This is a genomic window from Antrihabitans stalactiti (genome assembly GCF_012932915.1).
In the GTDB taxonomy this organism is placed as follows: Bacteria; Actinomycetota; Actinomycetes; order Mycobacteriales; family Mycobacteriaceae; genus Antrihabitans; species Antrihabitans stalactiti.
In genome coordinates, this window is record NZ_VCQU01000011.1 from 105443 (window position 1) to 126402 (window position 20960).

A 20960-nucleotide genomic window follows, 5' to 3' on the forward strand; every position below is an offset into this window, starting at 1 on the left:
TCGTGTTGTGATGTAGATCACTCAACGCGGAGTTCAGGAGTCAAGATGACCGGTGTAGTCGACCAGCGCTTCGAGGCCTCGGAGAAGATCTCCAGCCGGCTGATCAAGTCTTCGATCAAGCAGTCCTTCGATCCGTGGAGCGATATCGATTGGGACGCTCCACTTGTCAAAGATGCGCCATTCATCCCGTTGCATCGGTCGACCTTGTACGGCACCGAAATCTGGGACGAGATGAGTCCCGAACAGCGCATCGAACTCACCCGGCACGAGAGTGCGAGCATCGCGAGCTCAGGTATCTGGTTCGAGATGATCTTGATGCAGCTCGTCCTGCGGTCGACCTACGACATGGACCCGCGGACCGCGCACATGCATTGGGCACTTACTGAAATCGCGGACGAATGCCACCACTCGATCATGTTCGGTAAGGCACTCGCCCGGACCGGCATGCCTCCGCACCGCCATTCGAAGGCGTTCAACGAACTTGGCCGGGTCTTCAAGTCGCTGACCTGGGGCCCCAGTTCGTACGCGGGAATCCTTGTCGCCGAAGAGATTCTGGACGAGGCGCAGCGGGAGATGATGATCGACGAGACGGTCGAACCGCTGGTCCGTCGGGTCAGCCAGATTCACGTGACCGAGGAAGCACGGCACATTCGCTTCGCGCGCGAGCAGATCGCCGACATCATGAAACAGGGCATGGACCCCGCCGAACTCCTCGCGCAGCAGACGTTGTGCGCCGTGGTTGCGTTCGCAATCGTCGAGTCGCTGATCAGCCCAGGCGTGTATGCCGCGGTCGGGCTGGACGGCAAGCGCGCCTACAAGGCCGCCCGCAACAACCCCAACACGCACAAGACCAGGGCCGAGTGGGGCAAGAAGGTGGTCGAATTCCTCGACGAGAACGGCCTGATCGGTGGTCCGGCTGCGGGACTGTGGCGAGCAAGCCACCTCATCTCCGACGCTGACGTGGAGCGCGGGCTCATCGGGCGAACGGTGGATACGGGAACGGTCGCCGCTCTCAAAGCCGCCCAATCGGTACTGCCCAACATCCCTGGCCTGCGCAAACTCGCTCGCGGCACCCTCGCAGGGATCGGCTCCGGACCAGGTAAGCAGCCCAAACCCGAGGAAGCAGAACCGGAAAGCAGCCTGACGTCGACGCTGACACAGCCAGTTCGCGCGATTACCGATTCCGCACCAGTCCAAGCGCTTCGACGGGCGACCGATTTTCTCCCGTGGGGGTTGATTGGCGATCCGCTGGCGCCGTCCAAGCGCCCGCGGCAGAAGCCGGAATCGTCCAAGAGTGTGCATCGACTGACTGTCGCCGACGTTCGCCGGCTGACCGCCGACAGCGTCGCCGTCACCTTCGAGGTACCCGAGGAACTCCGCGAGACCTATCGCTACGTTCAGGGACAGCACGTGACCATCGAAGCGATGGTGAACAACGAGAAGGTCCGACGCAGCTATTCGATCTGCGCGCCCGTGTCCGCGCAAACCCTGCGCGTCGGCGTCAAGAAGGTGCCGGACGGAATCTTCTCCAACTACGTGGTGGACGCGCTGAAGGTGGGCGACGAGGTCGACGTCGTCCCGCCTGCGGGGCGCTTCCATACCGAACTCGACGCGGCGAACGCGCTGCACTACGTCGGTCTCGCCGGTGGCAGCGGCATCACGCCCATCCTGTCGATTCTGATGACCGTCCTCGAGGAGGAGCCGAACAGTCGCTTCACGCTCCTGTACGCCAACAGAGATCGCGACTCGGTGATGTTCTTCGACGAAATTGCCGAGCTCCACCAGCGCTACGGCGATCGATTCACTGTGTTGCATGTCCTCGAAGAGGGCGGACACGGCGGGCTGGGGTTCGCCAACGGACGCATCGACGCCGAGCGTCTCACTGCACTGGCAGATACCGAGGACATCGCGCACTGGTTCCTGTGCGGACCTGCCCCGATGACCGAGGCTGCGCGAGATGTGCTGCGCGGCAAAGATATCGCCGAGTCCAATATCCACCTCGAATTGTTCAACACAATCGGTCTGGCGCCGGCGTCGAAGCCCGCTGAAGTCGACCTCCCTGCCGACGCGGCGACCGAGGCGCAATTGCGATTCAGCTTCGAGGGCGCAGACGAAACCATCGAACTGCGCAGCGGTGAATTGCTGCTCGACGGCGCACTGCGGACGGGACAGGACATTCCGTGGTCCTGCCGCGAAGCCGTATGTGGCATGTGCCGGGCGAAGGTGTGCGACGGCAAGACGACGGCGATGACGGAGAACCACTCACTGACCGACAGCGAAGTCGCCGACGGGTACGTGCTCACCTGCCAAACCCGAGCCGCGAGCAAGCAACTGCGCCTCGACTACGACGCCTGAGGAGGCTGACGGTGAAGCTCGAGGACAAGGTTGTCTTCATCACCGGCGGCTCCCGCGGCATCGGCGCCGAGGTCGCTCGGCAGGTCGGGGCGAAGGGCGCGAAGGTGTTTCTGGCAGGACTCGAACCCGAGCTGATGGCACAGGTCTGTGCCGAAATCTCCACCGAGAACGCCGACTCGATCGAACTCGATGTCACCGACTTGCCTGCGGTCGAGCGGGCCGCGGCGGCAGCCGTCGAGCGCTTCGGCCGGATCGACATCGTGCTTGCCAACGCGGGTATCGCGCCGTACGGCACGGTCGCGACCATCGGACGTGAAACCTTCGACCGCGCAATGGCTGTCAACGTCACCGGGGTCTGGAACACCTTCAATGCAACGTTGCCCTACGTCACCGACACAAAGGGCCACGTCATGTCGGTCTGTTCGGTTGCGTCGTTCACTCCGCTCGGCGGGCTGCACGCGTACACCGCCAGCAAAGCCGCTGCGGAATCGCTGACCACGGCATTTGCCATGGAAGTCGCTCACCGCGGCGTCACCGTCGGGTCGGTCCATCCGAGTTGGATCGACACGGACATGGTCCGCGATGCCGAGACGGACCTGCCGACCTTCGTCAAGATCCGCAAGATGCTGCCGTGGCCGCTGCATTCGACGACGTCGGTCACCGAATGCGCGTCGGCCATCGTCAAAGGAATGGAGAAGCGCTCGGCCCGAGTGTTCAGCCCCGGTTCGGTCGAGTTGGTCTACTGGTCACGCTCGGTCCTGCAGTCGCCGCGCGCGGTTGCGCTGATGCGGATGATCAGCAACGACCTGATCCCACAACTCGAAGATGAAATCCGCGGCCTCGGACGATCGCTGAGCGAGCGTCAAGCCGAACAGGTCGCAATCGACGACACCCCGTAGCTGCCAACCGCGACACGTTGCGGCGATCTTGTTCGATAGCGCCCGTAACGATTCGACATTCGTCAGGATGTATTGGACATCACGATTTTCACATCACACGGAGGTTCGTTCATGCGCAAGTTGGCCAAACGATCGATCATTGGTGCCGTCGGTGCCGCCGCAATAGGTTCGGCGTCCCTGATCGGTGCCGGAACGGCGTCGGCTGAGGTCCCCCTCTTCTGTACGGTGACCTCGAACTTCCAGACCACTGCGTACTCGACCTGCGGGACCAACGGCTGGCACCGCGTGCACATCACGTGCTGGAACTGGTCGGCCGGCTCCAGCAACCAGTTCTACGAGCGCTGGGGCAACCCGGTCGAATTCGGTGGCCAGCAGTCCATCTCCAGCTGCGACCTTCCGCTCAGCCTTCGGTCTGCGGACATCGCCTACGGATAACTAGCTGAGAAACTGTGCGCGAGTTTCACCCCTATGCGGGTGAGACTCGCGCACAGGGGTTTGGGGGGCGGTTCCGCCGTGAGCAGAACCGCTTTCACCCAGCGCCGGACCGATGCGACCATGAGTCATGGCTGACGTCGTCCGCATTCACCCGGAACGCGAACCCGAGCGCGAGAACGAGCCACTGTGGCGCGAAGCGCTCGGGCGAAGTCTGCGCGCTACGCGCGAAGAGCAAGAGTCGCGACTCATCGATGTCGCCGAACGAGCGGGAATCTCGCCGCAGTACCTCTCCGAAATCGAGCGTGGCCGCAAGGAACCGTCGAGCGAGATGATCGCTGCCGTAACCGGTGCGCTCGGCGTCAGCCTCGACGCGCTGCTCGGCGGCATCTTGGCCGACCTGGCCGGGCGCCGATCCGCGTTTCCCGTCGCACGACGGCGCCCGTCCGGCCCGGTGTTGCTGGCCGCTTGATCCTGCTCACCGCTGGTCGAGGACGCGGTCGGCAAGTCCGTATGCGACAGCGTCGGCGGCGGTGAAAACCCGGTCGCGATCGGTGTCGTGCCGAAGTTGGGCCGCAGTATGACCGGTATGCACGGACAAGATCTCCTCCAGCTGTGAGCGGACCCGCACCACCTCGTCAGCCTGCAGGATCAGGTCCGGAATCGTGCCTCGGCCCTGCGCTGCCGGTTGATGCAACACCACGCGACTGTGCGGCAACACAGCGCGGCGTCCCGCAGCACCAGCCGCGAGCAGCACCGCTCCGGCGGCGACCGCCTGGCCGATGCACGTTGTGGCGACAGGGGCTTTGACGAAGCGCATGGTGTCGTAGACGGCCAGCATCGCGGACAGGTCACCGCCCTCGGAGTTGATGTAGAGACTGATCTCCTGCTCGGGGTTGTCTGCCTCCAAATGCAGTAGTTGCGCGATAAGCGCGTTGGCCACGCCCGAATCGATGGCAGTGCCCAGGTAGACGATGCGTTCGGACAGCAGGTGCGAATACACATCCAGAATGCGTTCGCCGCTCGCGTTGCGAGTGATGACGTTGGGGATCGTGTAAGTGCTCATCGCGCATCCACCGATGCGAGGCCGAATGAATGGTTCCTGACAGGGATGACCTGCGTCAGACTGTCGACAATGTGGTCGATGAAGCCATAGTCACGAGCCTGTTCGGCCGTGTACCAGCGGTCGTGCAGCGAGTCGACGAAGATCTGGTCGACGTCCTGGCCAGTGTCTTCCGAAATCAGGCGCAGGACGGTGTCGCGGGTGTGCCGCAGGTCGTCGGCCTGCACCTCCACCTCGACCGCTGATCCGGCAATTCCGGACGACCCCTGGTGCATGAGGATCCGGGCATGCGGGAGCGCGAACCGCTTGCCCGGCGAACCCGCCGACAGCAGGAATTGACCTGCACTGCACGCCAATCCGAGCGCGAGCGTGGAAACATCGCACGGCACCAGCCTCATCACATCCCGGATTGCCAGCATCGCGGGCACCGAACCCCCTGGCGAGTGGATCCAGAGGGTGATGTCGCGGTCGGGATCATCGGCCGCGAGGCTGAGCAGCTGCGCGACCAGAACGGTCCCATTGTCGTCGTCGAGCGCGCCATCGAGCACGAGCACCCGTTGGCGCAGCAGCTTGTCGCGGAGTTGGCGGTCGAAGCGCGGCACTTGCTCATCTGTGGTCATGCCTCGAGAATGCAGGGCGCGCAGCCCTATTCGCCGCCGATGCTGCCGCCAGCAGATCTGCTCCCAGCAGCGTCAATTAGTGCGCCAGTTTCAGCCCGACCACGCCGGCGACGATCATCACCAGGAACACGGCCTTCACGATCGAGACCGACTCAGCGCCCGTTGCCATGGCGTAGGAGACGGTAAGGACCGCGCCGATCCCCACCCAGACTGCGTAGGCGGTCCCGATAGGAAGGTCGCGCATCGCCAACGCCAGCCCCGCCATGCTGGCGATCAGACCGACACCGAACACCACCGTCGGGGCGAGCCGAGTAAAACCGTCGGTCCGGCCAAGGGCGGTAGCCCAGACGGCTTCCAGCACACCGGAAATCACCAACAGAATCCACGCCATGACGAGCCTCCACAGCCGTCTTGTCGCAGTCCGGGTACGGCAGCTCGTCCGGGGCCCTCTTTGGGGGCTCCATTCCAATTTGTCACGCGGGTAACCACCGGGCAAGCAATGGTGCGGCGACTCACCGCGAGAAACGAAATCCGCCCCTCACCGGTGCGGTGAGGGGCGGATTGCTTGTGCGCCCGAAGAGATTCGAACTCCTAACCTTCTGATCCGTAGTCAGATGCTCTATCCGTTGAGCTACGGGCGCTCGGGGTCCAGCTATTCAGTTATATGGCGGAGGCGAGAGGATTTGAACCTCCGGTCCCTCGTAAAAGGGACAACTCATTAGCAGTGAGTCCCATTCGGCCGCTCTGGCACGCCTCCTGAGTGGCCCGATCCTTTCGAACCGCCGAGGGGCAAGGTTACACAGCCTGCCGGGTGGACGCAAAACACATAGTCAGCGCAGGTTGCTGTCGAACCAGTCGAAGATTCGAGTCTGTGCGTCGACGAGCGCATCCGCTCCGTCCGAACTGGCAGTTTCGTCGGCTCGGTGGCCCACTCCGTCGTAGCTGACGACGTTCGTCGCGACGTCGGCCTTTGCGACGGCATCGCGTAACAGCTCGACGTGTTCGGTGGGGATTTCCGGGTCGTCGGCGCCGTACAGACCGAGCCACGGTGCTTGCAGCCTGGGCGCCGCGTCCAGCAGCGAGGGCGCGTCGTCGTTGATCGGATCGACGATGCCGCGGGCCGCGACGCTGACTGCCGCCCCGACCGGGCGGTTCGTCGCGACCAGCAGCGCAGCAGTGCCCGCGTCGTCGAAACCGAGAACGCCGATGCAATCGGCAAACACCCCGCGACCGATCAACCAGTCGAACGCGCCGTCGAAATCAGCGAAGAGGTTGTCGCCGAAAACCTCCGCGTCACTGTCGGCAGGCTCGCGATGGAAAAGCTGGGGAGCAACGGCTATCCATCCTTCGGCCGCCAGCGATCGCAACAGCGCGAGCAGCGAAGACGTGAATTCGCGCGATTCGTGGAGCACCACGATCCCACCTCTGGCGTGACCGTCCGGCTCGATAGCAGTCACCGGAACCCCGCCCGCCGACCCCCGGAGCACCGCCAAGTCTTCGAAGATTACCGACATAGCAACAAGGGTAGGTGCCATGCACGTGCAGCGTAAGGACATACTTGAAGCCGTGAATCCGCGTACCCGGCCAGATCTGGAGACGATTCCGTCCTACGTTCCGGGCCGCAATTTTCCCGGTGCGATCAAACTGGCGAGCAACGAAACGACGTTCGGTCCACTGCCGAGCGTGGCCAAGGCGATCACCGCGGAAATCGAGCTTTCCAATCGATACCCGGACAACCGGTCGGTCGAGCTGATCGAGACGATTGCCGAGAGCCTGGGGGTGTCGGCTGATCACGTCGCCGTCGGTTGCGGCAGCGTGGCGTTGTGCCAGGACCTGGTGTCGATCACCTGCGCAGGCCCCGACGACGAGGTGCTCTACGCATGGCGTTCGTTCGAGATGTATCCGATCGTCACCCAGATTGCCGCCGCCACCGCGGTCACAGTCGGATTGACGGCCGAGCACGCGCACGACCTCGACGCGATGGCCGCTGCGGTCACCGACCGAACCAGGCTGATCTTCGTCTGCAATCCGAACAATCCGACCGGGACCGCGGCTGGACGAGCCGAGATCGAGCGGTTTCTGGACGCAGTGCCTGCCCACGTCATCGTCGTCCTCGACGAGGCCTACTTCGAATACTTGCGCTTCCCGGAGAACGATCACCCCGACGGCGTCGAGATCGGCCGAACCCGACCGAATGTCGTTGTTCTGCGCACCTTCTCGAAGGCGTACGGACTGGCTGGGGTGCGGTTGGGCTACGCCGTCGCCGACCCGACGGTCATTGCGGCGCTCGGCAAGGTCCACGTGCCGTTCAGCGTCAGCCGCCTGTCGCAGGCGGCAGGCGTCGCGTCGCTGCACGCGCAGGCCGAGTTGCTCAGCCGCACGGACTGGATCGTGACCGAGCGGGAGAGGGTCCGTGCCGCGCTGATCGGCAGCGGCTACGACGTGCCACCCTCGCAGGCGAACTTCGTCTGGCTTCCGCTCGGAGCTGATTCGGTACGATTCGCGACCGCCAGCGCAGAAGCGGGCGTGCTGGTTCGTCCGTACGGTGTTGATGGGGTCCGCGTGACCATCGGCGATCGGCACGAGAACGACCAATTCCTGGCGTTCGCGGCCACAGCACTCGAAACCAAAACGTAACTCGAGCCTTCGATCGCGGCACGGAACCCCTTGGCAGACTTCACACGTCGGTGAAAAATGGTGCACGCGTGCTCGGACGCCTCGGATTCGCCGTGCTCTGCACCCTGAGCGGCTGCATCAGCGTTCCAGCACCGGCCACGGCGCAGCCGGACGATACCGTCGATGTCCGTTTGCTTGCCTTCAACGATTTTCGTGGCAGCTTGTTGCCGCCGGAGGGCACGTCCGGGGTGGTCGAGCAGACCAACGGAGCTGCGGTCGAGGCCGGCGGCGCCGCGTATCTCGCGGCGTTCGTCAAACAGCTCCGGTCCCAATCGAAGAATTCGCTCCTGTACTCGGTCGGCGACAACTGGGGATCGGCCGGTCTGGAGTCGTCGATGTTCCACGACGAGCCCGTCGTCGACGTGCTCAACTCGATGGGCGTCACGGCATCCGGTATCGGCAACATGGAACTCGTCGGCGGCTACGACGAATTGCTTCGCCTCCAGCACGGTGGCTGCCATCCCGTCGACGGGTGCCGCTTCCGGCCCGAGTTCACGGGAGCATCCTTTCCGATGCTCGCCGCTAACCTGACCCTCGCAAATGGCACACCTGCCACGCTGCCGTTCACCGTCAACTTCGTCGACGACGTTCCGGTCGGGGTGATCGGCGTGCTCCCCCGCGACGCCAGCCAGCTCACCACTTCCGACCTCGCGTTCGGCGACGAGCTGAGTGCGATCGACCGCACAGCCGACATGCTCGACTTCTTCGGCGTCAAGACGATCGCCCTCTTGCTGCACAAAGGTGACGATTCGGCGCCGGGCGGTCCGGATGCCTGCAACCTCACAACGAGCACCGCGCGTCGCATCGCAGAACAAGCCAGCCCCAAGGTCGACGCGGTGTTCACCGCCGGCGGCAACCGGCAGCACAACTGCACGGTGACCGACCCCGCGGGCTATCCACGCGCGTTCATGCAGGGCGCGTCGAACGGTCGCGGCGTGTCGGTGATCGACGTCGTCGTCGATCGCTCGACCAAGGACGTCCTACGCGACCGGACCAGCTCGTTCAATCAGATCGTCACCCGCGACATCACGCCGGATCGCGCGACTGCAGAGCTCGTCGACAGCGCGAAGGCCATGGTCGAGTCGATCGCTCACAGCGTCGTCGGCACGGTGACCACGAATATCGGTCGCGATCGCGTGGCCAGCGGCGAGTCCGCCTTGGGCAATCTCATCGCTGACGCCCAACTTGCGAAGGCCGCGCCAGCGGGCGCACAGCTGGCGTTGACCAACCCCAGCGGCATCCGCGCGGACCTACAGTCCGGACCCGTCACTTATGGTGCGGTATTTGCGGTGCAACCGTTCACGAATCCACTGCGAGTAGTCACGTTGACCGGCGCACAACTGAGGGCAGCATTGGAGCAGCAGTTCGGGACTCGCGCCGACGGGTCGCCCCGGCACGAAGTCCTCGCGCCATCGGCAACCGTGCATTACGTCGTCGACGATCGGGCGCCTATCGGGTCCAAGGTCGCCGATCTCACTGTCGGCGGTGTTCCCGTCGCTGCCGACGGCGTGTACCGAGTCGCGATCAGCAGCTTCCTCGCCAGTGGCGGGAACGGGTTTACCGCGTTCAAGGACGGTCGTGACGCGGTCGACATCGGTGAGGACACCGACGCGCTCACGACCTATCTGAGCGTGCACTCGCCCGTCGCCCGGCCCGCCACCGACCGGGTCGGTGTTCGCTAGCCGGCGGTGCGGAGCGCTCCAGCGATGGTTGGCCAGGCGTCGTGCAGGTCGTCCTGCCAGTACGGCCACGAATGCGTTCCGATCGGCCGGTAGACGAACTGCGCAGGAATGCCCAGCGAATCGAGCCGTTCCTGGAAGTCGCGAGTACAGGTCAGAGAGCCGAGTTCGAGCGGGGCGCCACGCGACATCAACGTCGCAAAGTCGGAGCCACTCTGGAAGTCGTACGGTCCGAGGACACCGCTGCCAACGGAGATGTACAACGTCTTGCCGCGCAGTTGCTCGGCATTGGTGAACGTGTCGTGCGCAAGCCAAGCAGGGTCGTTATCCGGACCCCACATGTTGGTCGCATCGCCGCGCTGACTGGCCACCGTCACCCTGACCAACTGCTTGCCGGTCATCGACCCCGAATCCGGGCACGTGCTGAACGCCGCCGTCGCCGTGTAGAGATCAGGATGCCGCGTCGCCAAGATCAGCGCCGCCTGACCCCCCATCGACAGGCCGCCGACCGCGTTGGTCCCGTTGCCGCCGAACTGACCGTCGATAAGCGGTGGCAGCTCGCTGGTCAGGAACGTTTCCCACATGTTGACCCCGAGCACCGGGTCCGGCCGCGCCCAGTCGGTGTAATAGCTGCCGACACCGCCGACGGGCAGCACCACGTTGACGTTTTTGCGTGCGAAGAAGGACTCCGCGTCGGTTTTCTTGGTCCAGTTGCTCTCGTCGGTCGCGCTGTCGACGCCATCGAGCAGGTAGAACGTCGGCCTGGGAGCACTGTTCGACGGGTGCAGGATCTGTATCTGAACCACGCGCTGCATCGAAGGTGAGTCAATGAACACTGCCGTTCGCGTCGGCGACAGCTGAGCTGTCGCGACTACTCTGGCAGCAGCTGAAGGTTGCGGCGTCGCTGCGCCAACACTGCAAGTGGAGAGGACGAGGACGACTGCTGCGACCGTGACGAATAACCGGCGCATGGCCTCACTTCCTGACACGACGGGCATGGTCGCCCGTCCAAGGTAACTCACGAACGAACTTCGGTTAGGTGGAGCAGTACCCAACATCAGGCACAATTGAACGCGAATCAACAGTGAAGCGGAGGCAGGAAGAAGCGCATGGAGATACTCCTCCTCTTGGTGAGTTCGGTGCTACTCGTCATCGTCATTGTTCTGGGATTCGTCGCCTGGCGCTGGTCACGGCGCATCGACGACCACATCACCCAACCACCGCCGCCCGTTGCGGTGCTGCAAGGCGCCCGGTCCGTCGCAAAGGGCCGGGTCTTGACGATCGAGATTCTCAACCCCCTCGAGTTGGCAGCATCACAGAACTGGGTAGCAGGAATCGCCAGCTCGCTGGCGCCCGCTCTGGTGACAAAGATTGTCTACGAACGCGCGGCAAAAATGATGAAAGAGGAGCTCGGCAAATTCGGTGTCGAGGCCGTCGTGCAGATTCAGACCGGCGTGCCGCCGAGCCAGCCTGCGGCATCCCCGAAGGCGTCCACATCGAAGCCGTCGCCCTCGAAACCGTCGACTCCTAAGCCGCCGACAGCAAAGTCGTCCACCAAGCAGACCAGTGCCTCGCGAACCGGTGAGCAAAGCCTGGCGAAGGCAAGAAGCAGCGCCGCCGACGACGAGACAAGGACAGCTGCGCGGACGGACTAGCTAGGCCCCGATTGCCCCGGCCACCATCGGCCACGAGTCGTGCAGCGCGTCCTGCCAATAGCCCCACGAGTGGGTGCCGACCGGCAGATAGGCGACGTGGATCGGGATCCCCGCGCCACGCGCTCGCGCATCGAAACTGGCAACACAAGCCAAGACCATCGTCTCCACCGGACCGCCGGTGAAGATGTTCTCGGCGAGTTGGGGCTTGAGTTCCAGCTCGTGCGGTCCAGGGATTCCGCTACCCGACGACAGGTACAGGGCCTTGCCTCGCAACCGCTCGATCATCTGCGCGGGATCGTGCGCACCCCAACCTGGTCCGCCGATGGCGCCCCACATGTTCCCAGGGTCGGCACCGTGCCGCGCGATCGAGAAGAGCATCGCAGGAAGCGACATGGCGGTATCCGGGCACGCGCTGTAGCCGGCAACTGCGCGGTACAGATACGGGTTGCGCGCCGCGAGGATGTAGGCGCTGTTGCCGCCCATCGACAGTCCGCCAATTGCATTGGAGCCGTTGCCACCGAACTGACCGTCGATGATCGGCGGCAACTCTCTCGTCAGGAACGTTTCCCACTTGTAGTTGCCGAAGCGCGCGTCGACGTTCTGCCAATCGGTGTAATAGCTGGCGATACCGCCGACCGGCAGCACGACGTTCACGTTCTTGCCGAGGAAAAACCGTTCGGAGTCGGTTGCGGTGGTCCAGGTGCTCTGGTCCACGCCTGGCAGCAAACCGTCGAGGAGGTAGAAGCTCGGGCGGGCTCCGCCGCCTGCCGGATGCAGGATCTGCACCTGGACGACGCGGCCCATGGCTGGCGAGAAAATGAAGACCGCAGTGCGAGTCGGCGACAAATTGGCCACGTTGACGACCGATGCGCCCTCCGCAGCGGCCGGTCTTGCGCCGAGCCCCAGCAACGCGAGCGCCATGACGACCGCCCCGATAATCCCCCGCCGCATGACGCCCCCTTGGCTTGCCGAATCGGTTCAAACTAGCGCACAAGGCAGATTCGGAGATTACGGAATTCGTCCACTACGACAACGATCTGTCGTCGGGTCGAATGGCAGGCGAACCGGTCCGCTAACAGAATCACTCGTGAGTCTTTTAGGAGTCCAGGGACTCCTAAAAGACTCACGAGGGTTGGGTCAGCGCAAAACGCGGTGGAACAGGTCCAACGCCAGACCGAGGCATTGGGTCGCCAACTCGGCGTCGTAGCGCGCACCTTCGTCACGCAGAAACGCATGTTGACCGTTCACCTCGTGCCACGTGAACGTGGCACCGGCGTCCTCTAGCGCGGTGTGGATCTGCTCGCGTCCCTCACGCGGAATGTGCGGATCCTGGCGACCCCAGATCGCGAGCAACTCCCCCTGGATGTCGGCGAATCGCGTAATTGTGTCGTCGTTGCGACCCTCGCCGAGAGTGTGCGAATGAATGTCGGTGGCGTAGAAGCACGCTGTCGCTTTGACGTCGGGCTGAAACGCCGTCCGCCAGGCCAAATGGCCACCGATGCAGATACCCATCGCGCCGAGCGCACCGGAGCAGGATTCGTGGCTCGCAAGGAGGTCCAAGGCGGCGCGCGCATCGCCGTCGTAGGAGGCGAGGGTCTTGGTGAATTTGTGCGCATTTCCACGGTCGGCACCGGCTTGGTCGTATTCGAGAACGACGCCTGGTTCGCCTTCCAGCTCATGGAAGATCTCCGGCACAGCCACCACGTAGCCGTGCCCGGCGAGGTAGGCGGCCATTCGTCGGATCGGGCCCGTGACCTGGAAGATCTCCGAATAGAACACGACGCCCGGATACTTCCCAGGCGCGGCAGGATAAAGAATGTAGGTCCGCATCGGACCGGTGGGTGTGTCGACGTCGACGTGGGCTTCGGGAGCCAAGATCATGGCCGGACGGTACACCAGCTCGGTCGAAATCGACCGTTGCTCGACGCCTTCGGTAGCAGTAAAGTTATGGGACTAGCCAGAGTGCGGTGAGAAAGTACTGCAGACAAACTCACACATTCGAAATAGCCCCGGCCATCGTTCCGGAAACGGTGACCCCCGGGGGACTGAATACGTACTGCGGCCAGTTGAAAATACGAGCGCTCGATTGAGCAGTAAAGAGTGTTCGCAAATCGATGAAAGAGCCGTTGAAGACTGGGTCTGTGAAGATGCTCGTGTTGGCCAGCACGTACACCGGACTCTCCTAGCCTGACTCTCGACAGAAGCGCCCGATTCCCCGATCGGGCGCTTTTGCTCTGTCTCAGGCGTTGCACTGCCGTAGCCAAGATTTAACGATCCGGACTCTAGCGAATCACGGTTTGGTCACGGTACGGTCTTGACCGCTCGTCAAAGTCGACGTCGCAATCCCCCTCACGATCGACACCTAGGAATGGTTACCGCATGCCTGACGTACTGCAGTTCATCGCTCACAATGTTCTCGGCGCCATTCTCGGGCCTTACAACTCCTCCTGGGGCAGCAGCAACATCTTCACGAGCTGATCTGCGATCTTCCGAATGGCCGCCCACCATGGGCGGCCATTCGGCTTTGACGACCTCGGTTGTACGGTCGCGGCTATGGCGACTTCCGACTACGCGGACGTTTTCAACGCGACCACCACCGCTTTCACCAAGGTGACACCACGAGTGTGGGGGCCCGCAGGCACCGCGCTCGCGTTCCAGTTGCAGCTCCGGCCTGGCGAGGCCGTCCTCGACGTCTGTTGCGGGACAGGCGCGTCCGCAATCCCGGCGGCGACCGCGGTTGGTCCTGAGGGGCTGGTCCATGCGATCGACGTCGCCGACGATCTCCTCGAAGAAGGCCGGCTGATCGTCTCCGATTGGGCATTGCAGAACATCGACTTCGTCACCGCCGACGCGACCACATGGGAACCGCCGAGTTCTGTTCCTGCTGCCGGCTACGACGTCGTATCGAGCTCCTATGGCGTGTTCTTCCTCCCGCACATGGATTCCGCCGCGGCACGCTTGACCCGATTGGTCCGCGACGGCGGGCGGATCGGCTTCACGGTATGGCGCGAACACTCCCTCGAAGGCTTTGCTGGTCCGTATTTCGAGGTCTTGAGCAAGTACGTGCCGGCACCGCCCCCACCGGGACCGATGGAAAGTCCGCGAGAAGCCAACGGCCGCATCGATACTGCCGACAAGTTCGCCTCGTGGTTGGGCGATCTCGGTACCGAGTCGGTCGTCGTGAACGAGCTGTCGAATTTGCTTCCCGCCACGGACGATTTCACCTGGGACCTGGTGCTCGGCAGTGGACTTCGCGCACCGCTCGCACGGCTGGACGAGGCGACGATCGCCCGCATTCGCCAGGAGTTTCTCGAGCTACTGGCCGAACGCGGTGTTCATACCCTCGACATGGGAACCCTGGTCGGCACGGCGGTCGTGCGTAGGTAGGGGTCTAGTCAGTCCGAAGCGACGAATCGATCGAGTATTTCGCCGACATGGCTGATGGTCGCCAGGTGCCCTTCGCCAGGCCACACGGTCAGTCGGGCGTCAGGCAGCAGAGCCGTCAATGCCTCCGCCTGTGCGAGGGGAACCATCGTGTCCTCGGATCCATGCATAACGTCGACGCGAACCGATATGGCTGCGACATCGCAACCCCACGGACGGGCAATCGCCGCATAGTCGTCGATCACACCGTGCGGACCGCTCACGAACGCCGACGTGAACATCTCCATCGCCGCGGCGGGAGTGTCGAACGACTCCAGCACCTCGCGATCGGAACTCGTCAGCTCACCTTCGAACGACCGCACCGCAACTCTCGGCGAGACCTTCGCAGCGAATGCCGTGGCCGCCATGATTCGACGGGCCAGCCACGGCCTGCGCAGGGCGAGGTCGAGCATCTGGCGATCGGTCTTCTCGAAATCGTCCGCCGAGGCCCACTCACCGATCTGACCCATTCCCGCCGCTACGACGACCCCAGCGGTCTGCGCCGGAAACGTTGCCGCACAGGCCAACGCGTACGGACCGCCACCGGAATAGCCCCAGACGCCGAATTTGTCGATCCCCAACGCATCGGTGAACTGCCGGACCGAGGCTGCGTAGTCGGCCACCGTCCAGCCGGTCGGTCGTCGGGTGGAAAGGCCGACGCCAGGACGATCCGGGGCGATCACTCGAATGCCACGAGCCGCTGCCGGCTCCTCTGCCCAGGCAAACCCTGCCCCGGAGGCCGGCACACCGTGAAACGCGATGACCGGGATGCCCGCTGAATCGCCGTATTCGTAGTATCCGACGGTCGACTCACCGGCAACGTCGGCGGTCCGGGCGCGCGTGGATTTCATGGGCAACATCTTCATCCACCCGACGCGAGATTGTTGGCGGAAGCGGAGGGATTTGAACCCCCGGTCGTTCTCACGACGCTCGCTTTCAAGGCGAGTGCATTCGGCCGCTCTGCCACGCTTCCGTCGCAGATACTACCCGGACGCCCGTTCGGCGATCACTTCGTCCACCTTGGCGAAGACTGCCCCGACGATGCTGAGCTGCTCGGGGGTGAGGAGATCGATGAAGTTGCGTCGAACACCGTCGACGTGGGTCGGTGCGGCTTCCTCGTGGCGTCGACGTCCTTCGTCGGTCAGATGGGCGAGCACGCCGCGACCATCGTCTTCGCAGGTGCTTCGACGGACCATTCCTTGCTCTTCCATACGCCTGATCTGATGAGTCAGGCGGCTTCGCGACGACAGCACACCATCAGCAAGGTCGCTCATGCGCAACGAGTTGCCTGGGGCCTCGCTGAGCATGATCAGAATGCGGTATTCGGCAAGCGTCATATCGTGCTTGGCCTGCAGGTCCTTGTTCATCTGGTCCATCAGGCGCTGATTGCCCGCGATGTAGGCGCGCCAGGACCGCATCTCGTCGGCTGACAGCCAGTGTGTTTCAGACTGCGGAGCAGCGAACGGTTCTGGGTCCACCGACCTATCCTATTCAGCCAGCAAACATCGTGCTGACATCTTGCCCCCAAGAAACTCTTGACGAGTCGCCCCTGGCCGTGGATCGTAACGGGCGCAACTATCCGGTCCCAGGCGCTGGCGGGCATTGACAACGACGATCACCGCCGAATTGCCTAGTCTGGCACGGACGAATGTCACCGAATCCCGACTGACGCCGCGTCTGCGAGCGTGTCGAATACCCGAGAAAGGTACGAATCAATGTCGCAACCTCCAGTCGGACCGAACGATCCAGGCGGCTACTACCCCCCGCAGGGTGGCAACAACAACCCCGGATCTTCACCGCTGTCGAACCTCACCATCACGGGCTGGGGCCTGCTCGGTTCGGCGATTCTCACCTTCATCGCGAGCCTGCTCCCATGGTGGCACGTGTCGGTGTCGATTCTCGGCATCGAGAGCTCGGACTCGGCGAGCGGCTGGAATCGGTTCTGGATTCTCGTTCCGCTTCTCGCACTCGCCGTCGGTGTGGTCTACGCACTGTCGGTGTTCAAAGTCATCCCCGCCCAGGCGAAGTTGGGCTTGCTGTACGTCTACGGCGGATTGGCTGCGTTCGTGGTTACCATCCTCGCGATCATCGACACCGCGACCTACGGCGGCGCCTACGAGGGTTCGGGCGTCACGTTCGGACCGTCGTTCGGCGTCTTCGTCGCACTGATCACCACTGCGGCGCTGACCTACTTCGGTGCACTCGCCGCACAGGAATCCGGCCAGAAGCTGCCGATCAAGGTTCCCGGCCTGCCGGTCAAGTAACCCCCAGCTCCGATCACGTCCCAGGGCGCCTCTCAACGGGCACCCTGGGACGTTTTCGTTTCCGGGTCGGGCTAGCGTCGTGGCTATGCGCGCGATCACCTTGAACGGTTTCGGCGGACCCGATGTCATGACGTGGTCGGAATGTCCGGACATCACACCCGGCCACGGTGAGGTGCTGATCGACGTGGTCGCGGCCGGCGTCAACCGCGCGGACCTGTTGCAGCGCCAAGGCTTCTACCCTCCACCGCCGGGAGCGAGCGACATCCTCGGGCTCGAGTGCTCGGGAATCATCGCCGAACTCGGCGACGGAGTGACCGGCTGGAAAGTTGGCGACCGAGTTTGCGCGCTGCTGGCCGGCGGCGGCTACGCGGAGCAGGTAGTGGTCGCTGCGACGCAACTCCTGCCGATTCCCGCGGGCCTGGACCTCTACGCGGCGGCCGCGCTCCCCGAAGTGGCGTGCACGGTGTGGTCCAACGTCGTCATGTCTGCGGGTCTGCATTCCGGGCAGCTGCTGCTCATCCACGGTGGTGGCAGCGGCATCGGCACGCACGCGATCCAGGTCGGTGTTGCTCGCGGCGCGACAGTCGCGGTCACCGCGGGTTCGCAGTACAAGCTCGATCGCTGCAAAGAGCTCGGCGCCACCATCCTCGTCGACTACCACTCCGGGGACTTCGTCGAGGCAGTCAAAGCCGATGGACACCACGGCGCCGACATCATCCTCGACAACATTGGCGCCAAATACCTCGACCGCAACGTCGACGCGCTCGCCCCCGACGGGCAGCTCGTCATCATCGGAATGCAAGGTGGCGCGGCCGCCGAACTGCAACTGGGGAAGTTGCTGATGAAGCGAGCCAGCGTGAAGGCGACCAGCCTGCGCGGAAGGCCGGCAACCGGCCGTTCGAGCAAGGCAGAGATCGTCGCCGATGTGACCGAACACCTGTGGCCACTCGTCTCCGACGGCACCGTGAGTCCGGTTGTGCATGCCGAGCTGCCGATCACCGAGGCGGCAGCAGCGCACGAGCTGCTCGATTCGTCCGACACCGTCGGCAAGGTCGTGCTGCGGATCAGGTGAGGCCTAGAAGGCAGCGAGAGCCTTACCGAGCTGGTCGATTTCGTACTTGATCGTGTACGGGGCAAGGCCGATCGTGACCGCGCCGCCCTCGTCGTTGACACCGAGCGCGTCGAGCAACCGGCTACCGCCGTGACTGCCGCTGAGGGCACCGATGCGGTCGTCGGCAAGCTTGGCAGCAACCTTCTCCGACTGCACGCCCGCGACCGTGAAGCTGACCGTCGGGATACGCGTAGCAGCGCGGCCGATCACGGTTACCTTCGGCAGGTCCTGCAGGGTGTCCATCAGATGCTCGAACAGCGTGTCGTGATAGGCCTGCAGCGAACTGATCGACGTTTCGAGGCGCTCTCTGCGGGAGCCGCTTGCTTCGGGGTCGAGGTTGGCCAAGTAGTCGATCGACGTCGTCAAACCCGCGAGCATCGCGTACTGATGGCCGCCGACCTCGAGGCGTTCGGCGCCCTTCGCATACGGGTTGAGCGACATCGCCGGAATCCGATCCAGGAAGGCCGGATCTCGGAACGCGAGCGCACCCACCGGCGGACCGCCCCAGGACGGCGCGCTCACGGCAACCACGTCTGCACCGAGTTCGTCGATGTCGATGTGCGCATATGGCGCCGCGCCGATCGCGTCGACGACAAGCAATCCGCCGACTTCGTGGACTCGGTCTGCAGCAACACGCACATCCGGCGCGGACCCAACGATCGGCGACGCCGCCGTCAGCGCAACCAGCCGAGCAGTCGGACCGATCAGCTCCTCGAATTGCCACGCGGGCAGCTCGCACGTCTCGATCTCGACCTCGGCCCAACGCACATGAGCGCCGTACCGATTCGCGATGCGCAGCCACGGCGCAACGTTGGCCTCGTCATCGAGCCGCGACAGCACGATGCCCGTGCCGAGCCCGAGCCGCGAGCTGAGTGACTCCGCGAGCCAAGCCAGCAACAACGCTCGATCCGGGCCGAGAACTACACCGGCAGGATCGCCACCCACGAGATCCGCGACCGCTTCGCGCGCGCTCTCGAGGATCGCCGCACTGCGCTGCGATGAGACGTGTCTCCCAGAATGTGAGAACGATGATGTGCGGAAACCGGTCGAAACCGCGCGCGAAACCGCGTCTGGGACCAGCATTCCCGCTTGCGGATCGAGATGAATCCAACCGTCGCCGAGTGACGGGATGCGGCCCCGGACACTCGCGACGTCGTATGTCATGCCCGCCACTCTAAATGGTCCGCGAACGACGTTGTGACGCACATCCCTGTCATTTGCGGTGCTCGACCTTCACTCCCGAAAATGTTCAGCCTTCGATCGGACAAGGATAGTTCCCTCCGGAGTTGACGCAATTCGCCTCGGACGGGCAATGATGGGGTCATGCAATCGGACAATGAAAAGGTCGTCGTTATCGGACCGGACGGGCAACCCTTGGCACTCACTGCTGCAGTACCCGGCTCCCCGACCACCGAAACGAACGACGCCGACGGCGCCGACGGAGTGGAGCACGAATCGATCAGCGACATGGTCGAGCAGCCCGCGAAGGTAATGCGGATCGGCACGATGATCAAGCAGTTGCTGGAAGAAGTCCGAGCGGCGCCGCTCGACGACGCGAGCCGGAACCGGCTCAAGCAGATTCATCGCTCGTCGATCAGCGAACTGGAGGCGGGCCTTGCCCCGGAGCTTCGGGACGAATTGGAACGGCTCACGCTCCCCTTCAGCGACGAGTCGGTTCCTACCGACGCCGAGTTGCGGATCGCGCAAGCTCAGCTCGTCGGCTGGTTGGAAGGTCTGTTCCACGGCATTCAGACCGCACTGTTCGCACAGCAGATGGCCGCTCGTGCGCAGCTGGAACAAATGCGCCAAGGTGCACTCCCGCCGGGAATCCACGTGGCTGACGGCCGCGGGGGCCAACCTGGCGTAGCGGGCACCGGGCAGTACCTCTGAGCCGGGTAGGCTCGACACCCGTGCCAGCTCCTCCCACAGATACCGACGACCGCGCGTTACCCGTCTCCGACTCGCAGACGTTTGCGCGCGCGTTCAAGGATCTCCGGGACGGCTTCGGCCAACGCCAGCTCTGGCTGTCGCTCGGTTGGCAGGACATCAAGCAGCGCTACCGGCGATCGGTGCTCGGACCGTTCTGGATCACCATCGCGACCGGCTTCCAAGCCGCAGCCATGGGCATCCTCTACGCGGCGCTGCTCGACCTTCCGCTGAAAGAGTTCCTGCCGTACGTCACCGTCGGCCTGATCATGTGGAATCTGATCGCCGCGAGCATTCTCGAGGGGTCGGAAGTGTTCATCGCCAACGAGGGGCTGATCAAGCAGCTGCCTTCGGCGTTGAGCGTTCACGTCTATCGGCTGGTGTGGCGCCAAATTCTATTTTTCGCGCACAACTTGCTGATCTATGTCGTCATGCTTGTGGCCTTCGGTGTGTGGCGAAACTTGCATTGGACCGTGGTGCTTGCCATCCCAGGCCTCGCGCTGTTGGTGCTGAACGCGATGTGGGTAAGCATCGTGTTCGGGATCTTCAGTACTCGTTACCGCGACATCGCTCCGATCCTCGGCAGCATGACGCTGATGCTTTTCGTGCTCACACCGATCATGTGGACGACGAAGACGTTGGAAGCCCAAGGCGGTCAGGTGGCCGATCGGGCGAAGCTCGCCGAGCTGAACCCGACGTTCCACTACCTCGAGATCGTTCGGGCGCCGCTGCTCGGCGAGGATCAGCACGCCTATCACTGGTACATCGTCCTGGCCATCACAGCGGTCGGCTGGATTGTCGCGATTCTGGCTATGCGCAGCTATCGGGCGCGCGTGCCCTATTGGGTCTGAGGGGCA

General features: G+C 63.7%; 22 protein-coding genes, 3 tRNA genes and 1 riboswitch. Of the genes, 12 read left to right on the forward strand and 13 right to left on the reverse strand.

Features of this window, described 5'->3' with window-relative positions:
- Nucleotides 1-45 precede the first annotated feature (45 nt).
- From FGL95_RS32070 to FGL95_RS26315, 4 genes are all read left to right on the forward strand, one after another.
- Nucleotides 46-2355, forward strand: a complete 2310-nt coding sequence (locus FGL95_RS32070) for a diiron oxygenase (protein ID WP_206072325.1) — start codon at nucleotides 46-48, stop codon at nucleotides 2353-2355.
- Between the two features lie 11 nt (nucleotides 2356-2366).
- Nucleotides 2367-3254: a short-chain dehydrogenase/reductase gene (locus FGL95_RS26305; protein ID WP_206072363.1), complete on the forward strand. Its 888-nt coding sequence runs from the start codon at nucleotides 2367-2369 to the stop codon at nucleotides 3252-3254.
- 111 nt (nucleotides 3255-3365) lie between these two features.
- Nucleotides 3366-3689 (forward strand): hypothetical protein, encoded by a 324-nt coding sequence (locus FGL95_RS26310; RefSeq protein WP_169592975.1) that lies wholly within the window; start codon nucleotides 3366-3368, stop codon nucleotides 3687-3689.
- A gap of 127 nt (nucleotides 3690-3816) precedes the next feature.
- Nucleotides 3817-4158, forward strand: coding sequence for a helix-turn-helix domain-containing protein (locus FGL95_RS26315; protein WP_169592977.1), 342 nt, complete (start codon nucleotides 3817-3819; stop codon nucleotides 4156-4158).
- A 6-nt stretch (nucleotides 4159-4164) separates the two neighbouring features.
- On the opposite strand, the gene FGL95_RS26320 is transcribed toward FGL95_RS26315, so the two are convergent.
- The 6 genes from FGL95_RS26320 to FGL95_RS26345 form a co-directional block, all read right to left on the reverse strand.
- Nucleotides 4165-4752 carry a ClpP family protease gene (locus FGL95_RS26320; RefSeq protein WP_169592979.1) on the reverse strand — a complete coding sequence of 196 codons (588 nt, stop codon included), beginning with the start codon at nucleotides 4750-4752 and terminating at the stop codon, nucleotides 4165-4167.
- Nucleotides 4749-5369, reverse strand: coding sequence for a ClpP family protease (locus FGL95_RS26325; protein ID WP_169592981.1), 621 nt, complete (start codon nucleotides 5367-5369; stop codon nucleotides 4749-4751). The genes FGL95_RS26320 and FGL95_RS26325 overlap by 4 nt, the downstream gene beginning before the upstream one ends.
- Nucleotides 5370-5445: 76 nt before the next feature.
- Nucleotides 5446-5760 carry a DMT family transporter gene (locus FGL95_RS26330; protein WP_169592983.1) on the reverse strand — a complete coding sequence of 105 codons (315 nt, stop codon included), beginning with the start codon at nucleotides 5758-5760 and terminating at the stop codon, nucleotides 5446-5448.
- 11 nt (nucleotides 5761-5771) lie between these two features.
- A riboswitch (guanidine-III (ykkC-III) riboswitch) is annotated at nucleotides 5772-5833 on the reverse strand.
- 104 nt (nucleotides 5834-5937) lie between these two features.
- Nucleotides 5938-6010, reverse strand: a tRNA-Arg gene (locus FGL95_RS26335).
- 24 nt (nucleotides 6011-6034) lie between these two features.
- A tRNA-Ser gene (locus tag FGL95_RS26340) sits at nucleotides 6035-6126 on the reverse strand.
- Between the two features lie 73 nt (nucleotides 6127-6199).
- Nucleotides 6200-6883, reverse strand: coding sequence for a dienelactone hydrolase family protein (locus FGL95_RS26345; RefSeq protein ID WP_169592985.1), 684 nt, complete (start codon nucleotides 6881-6883; stop codon nucleotides 6200-6202).
- Between the two features lie 52 nt (nucleotides 6884-6935).
- Between FGL95_RS26345 and hisC the strand changes: the two genes are divergently transcribed.
- A complete protein-coding gene (hisC, locus tag FGL95_RS26350) occupies nucleotides 6936-8006 on the forward strand; it encodes a histidinol-phosphate transaminase (RefSeq protein ID WP_169592987.1) in 1071 nt (356 codons plus the stop codon).
- A gap of 68 nt (nucleotides 8007-8074) precedes the next feature.
- Complete coding sequence (locus tag FGL95_RS26355) at nucleotides 8075-9727, forward strand: 5'-nucleotidase C-terminal domain-containing protein (protein WP_169592990.1); 1653 nt, start codon at nucleotides 8075-8077, stop codon at nucleotides 9725-9727.
- Here the strand turns inward: FGL95_RS26355 and FGL95_RS26360 are convergent.
- Nucleotides 9724-10695, reverse strand: coding sequence for an alpha/beta hydrolase (locus FGL95_RS26360; RefSeq protein WP_169593149.1), 972 nt, complete (start codon nucleotides 10693-10695; stop codon nucleotides 9724-9726). The genes FGL95_RS26355 and FGL95_RS26360 overlap by 4 nt on opposite strands.
- Nucleotides 10696-10833: 138 nt before the next feature.
- On the opposite strand from FGL95_RS26360, the gene FGL95_RS26365 reads away from it, so the two are divergent.
- Entirely contained in the window at nucleotides 10834-11379 is a 546-nt protein-coding gene (locus tag FGL95_RS26365) for a hypothetical protein (RefSeq protein WP_169592993.1), read from the forward strand.
- On the opposite strand, the gene FGL95_RS26370 is transcribed toward FGL95_RS26365, so the two are convergent.
- Together FGL95_RS26370 and FGL95_RS26375 are read right to left on the reverse strand one after the other, a co-directional pair.
- Complete coding sequence (locus tag FGL95_RS26370) at nucleotides 11380-12330, reverse strand: alpha/beta hydrolase (protein WP_169592995.1); 951 nt, start codon at nucleotides 12328-12330, stop codon at nucleotides 11380-11382. It abuts the gene before it with no gap.
- A gap of 186 nt (nucleotides 12331-12516) precedes the next feature.
- Nucleotides 12517-13260: a dienelactone hydrolase family protein gene (locus FGL95_RS26375; protein WP_169592998.1), complete on the reverse strand. Its 744-nt coding sequence runs from the start codon at nucleotides 13258-13260 to the stop codon at nucleotides 12517-12519.
- A 672-nt stretch (nucleotides 13261-13932) separates the two neighbouring features.
- Here FGL95_RS26375 and FGL95_RS26380 point away from each other — a divergent pair.
- Nucleotides 13933-14766 carry a class I SAM-dependent methyltransferase gene (locus FGL95_RS26380; RefSeq protein ID WP_169593000.1) on the forward strand — a complete coding sequence of 278 codons (834 nt, stop codon included), beginning with the start codon at nucleotides 13933-13935 and terminating at the stop codon, nucleotides 14764-14766.
- Between the two features lie 8 nt (nucleotides 14767-14774).
- On the opposite strand, the gene FGL95_RS26385 is transcribed toward FGL95_RS26380, so the two are convergent.
- The 3 genes from FGL95_RS26385 to FGL95_RS26395 form a co-directional block, all read right to left on the reverse strand.
- The gene (locus FGL95_RS26385) at nucleotides 14775-15653 is read right to left on the reverse strand and encodes an alpha/beta fold hydrolase (protein WP_169593001.1); all 879 of its coding nucleotides are present in this window, start codon (nucleotides 15651-15653) and stop codon (nucleotides 14775-14777) included.
- A 34-nt stretch (nucleotides 15654-15687) separates the two neighbouring features.
- Nucleotides 15688-15775: transfer RNA gene (locus FGL95_RS26390), tRNA-Ser, on the reverse strand.
- A 10-nt stretch (nucleotides 15776-15785) separates the two neighbouring features.
- The gene (locus FGL95_RS26395; RefSeq protein ID WP_169593151.1) at nucleotides 15786-16220 is read right to left on the reverse strand and encodes a MarR family winged helix-turn-helix transcriptional regulator; all 435 of its coding nucleotides are present in this window, start codon (nucleotides 16218-16220) and stop codon (nucleotides 15786-15788) included.
- 297 nt (nucleotides 16221-16517) lie between these two features.
- On the opposite strand from FGL95_RS26395, the gene FGL95_RS26400 reads away from it, so the two are divergent.
- Together FGL95_RS26400 and FGL95_RS26405 are read left to right on the forward strand one after the other, a co-directional pair.
- Nucleotides 16518-17066, forward strand: a complete 549-nt coding sequence (locus FGL95_RS26400; RefSeq protein WP_169593002.1) for a hypothetical protein — start codon at nucleotides 16518-16520, stop codon at nucleotides 17064-17066.
- 85 nt (nucleotides 17067-17151) lie between these two features.
- Complete coding sequence (locus FGL95_RS26405) at nucleotides 17152-18138, forward strand: NAD(P)H-quinone oxidoreductase (protein WP_169593003.1); 987 nt, start codon at nucleotides 17152-17154, stop codon at nucleotides 18136-18138.
- Nucleotides 18139-18141: 3 nt separating this feature from the next.
- Here the strand turns inward: FGL95_RS26405 and FGL95_RS26410 are convergent, their stop codons facing one another.
- Nucleotides 18142-19341 carry a cysteine desulfurase-like protein gene (locus tag FGL95_RS26410; protein ID WP_169593004.1) on the reverse strand — a complete coding sequence of 400 codons (1200 nt, stop codon included), beginning with the start codon at nucleotides 19339-19341 and terminating at the stop codon, nucleotides 18142-18144.
- A gap of 159 nt (nucleotides 19342-19500) precedes the next feature.
- Here FGL95_RS26410 and FGL95_RS26415 point away from each other — a divergent pair, with 159 nt between their 5' ends.
- Complete coding sequence (locus FGL95_RS26415) at nucleotides 19501-20067, forward strand: bacterial proteasome activator family protein (RefSeq protein WP_169593005.1); 567 nt, start codon at nucleotides 19501-19503, stop codon at nucleotides 20065-20067.
- A gap of 20 nt (nucleotides 20068-20087) precedes the next feature.
- Nucleotides 20088-20954, forward strand: a complete 867-nt coding sequence (gene wzm, locus FGL95_RS26420) for a galactan export ABC transporter permease subunit Wzm/RfbD (RefSeq protein ID WP_169593006.1) — start codon at nucleotides 20088-20090, stop codon at nucleotides 20952-20954.
- Nucleotides 20955-20960 lie beyond the last annotated feature (6 nt).

What these genes read in the sequence shown, in the direction of transcription:
- FGL95_RS26310 (WP_169592975.1), top strand. Translation starts at nt 3,366, where the DNA reads ATGCGCAAGTTGGCCAAACGATCGATCATTGGTGCCGTCGGTGCCGCC.
- FGL95_RS26380 (WP_169593000.1), top strand. Translation starts at nt 13,933, where the DNA reads ATGGCGACTTCCGACTACGCGGACGTTTTCAACGCGACCACCACCGCT.
- FGL95_RS26325 (WP_169592981.1), bottom strand. Translation starts at nt 5,369, where the DNA reads ATGACCACAGATGAGCAAGTGCCGCGCTTCGACCGCCAACTCCGCGAC.
- FGL95_RS26315 (WP_169592977.1), top strand. Translation starts at nt 3,817, where the DNA reads ATGGCTGACGTCGTCCGCATTCACCCGGAACGCGAACCCGAGCGCGAG.
- FGL95_RS26410 (WP_169593004.1), bottom strand. Translation starts at nt 19,341, where the DNA reads ATGACATACGACGTCGCGAGTGTCCGGGGCCGCATCCCGTCACTCGGC.
- FGL95_RS26360 (WP_169593149.1), bottom strand. Translation starts at nt 10,695, where the DNA reads ATGCGCCGGTTATTCGTCACGGTCGCAGCAGTCGTCCTCGTCCTCTCC.
- FGL95_RS26385 (WP_169593001.1), bottom strand. Translation starts at nt 15,653, where the DNA reads ATGAAATCCACGCGCGCCCGGACCGCCGACGTTGCCGGTGAGTCGACC.
- FGL95_RS26400 (WP_169593002.1), top strand. Translation starts at nt 16,518, where the DNA reads ATGTCGCAACCTCCAGTCGGACCGAACGATCCAGGCGGCTACTACCCC.
- FGL95_RS26395 (WP_169593151.1), bottom strand. Translation starts at nt 16,220, where the DNA reads ATGCGGTCCTGGCGCGCCTACATCGCGGGCAATCAGCGCCTGATGGAC.
- FGL95_RS26320 (WP_169592979.1), bottom strand. Translation starts at nt 4,752, where the DNA reads ATGAGCACTTACACGATCCCCAACGTCATCACTCGCAACGCGAGCGGC.
- FGL95_RS26405 (WP_169593003.1), top strand. Translation starts at nt 17,152, where the DNA reads ATGCGCGCGATCACCTTGAACGGTTTCGGCGGACCCGATGTCATGACG.
- FGL95_RS26345 (WP_169592985.1), bottom strand. Translation starts at nt 6,883, where the DNA reads ATGTCGGTAATCTTCGAAGACTTGGCGGTGCTCCGGGGGTCGGCGGGC.
- FGL95_RS26365 (WP_169592993.1), top strand. Translation starts at nt 10,834, where the DNA reads ATGGAGATACTCCTCCTCTTGGTGAGTTCGGTGCTACTCGTCATCGTC.
- FGL95_RS26375 (WP_169592998.1), bottom strand. Translation starts at nt 13,260, where the DNA reads ATGATCTTGGCTCCCGAAGCCCACGTCGACGTCGACACACCCACCGGT.
- FGL95_RS26370 (WP_169592995.1), bottom strand. Translation starts at nt 12,330, where the DNA reads ATGCGGCGGGGGATTATCGGGGCGGTCGTCATGGCGCTCGCGTTGCTG.
- FGL95_RS26415 (WP_169593005.1), top strand. Translation starts at nt 19,501, where the DNA reads ATGCAATCGGACAATGAAAAGGTCGTCGTTATCGGACCGGACGGGCAA.
- FGL95_RS26330 (WP_169592983.1), bottom strand. Translation starts at nt 5,760, where the DNA reads ATGGCGTGGATTCTGTTGGTGATTTCCGGTGTGCTGGAAGCCGTCTGG.
- FGL95_RS32070 (WP_206072325.1), top strand. Translation starts at nt 46, where the DNA reads ATGACCGGTGTAGTCGACCAGCGCTTCGAGGCCTCGGAGAAGATCTCC.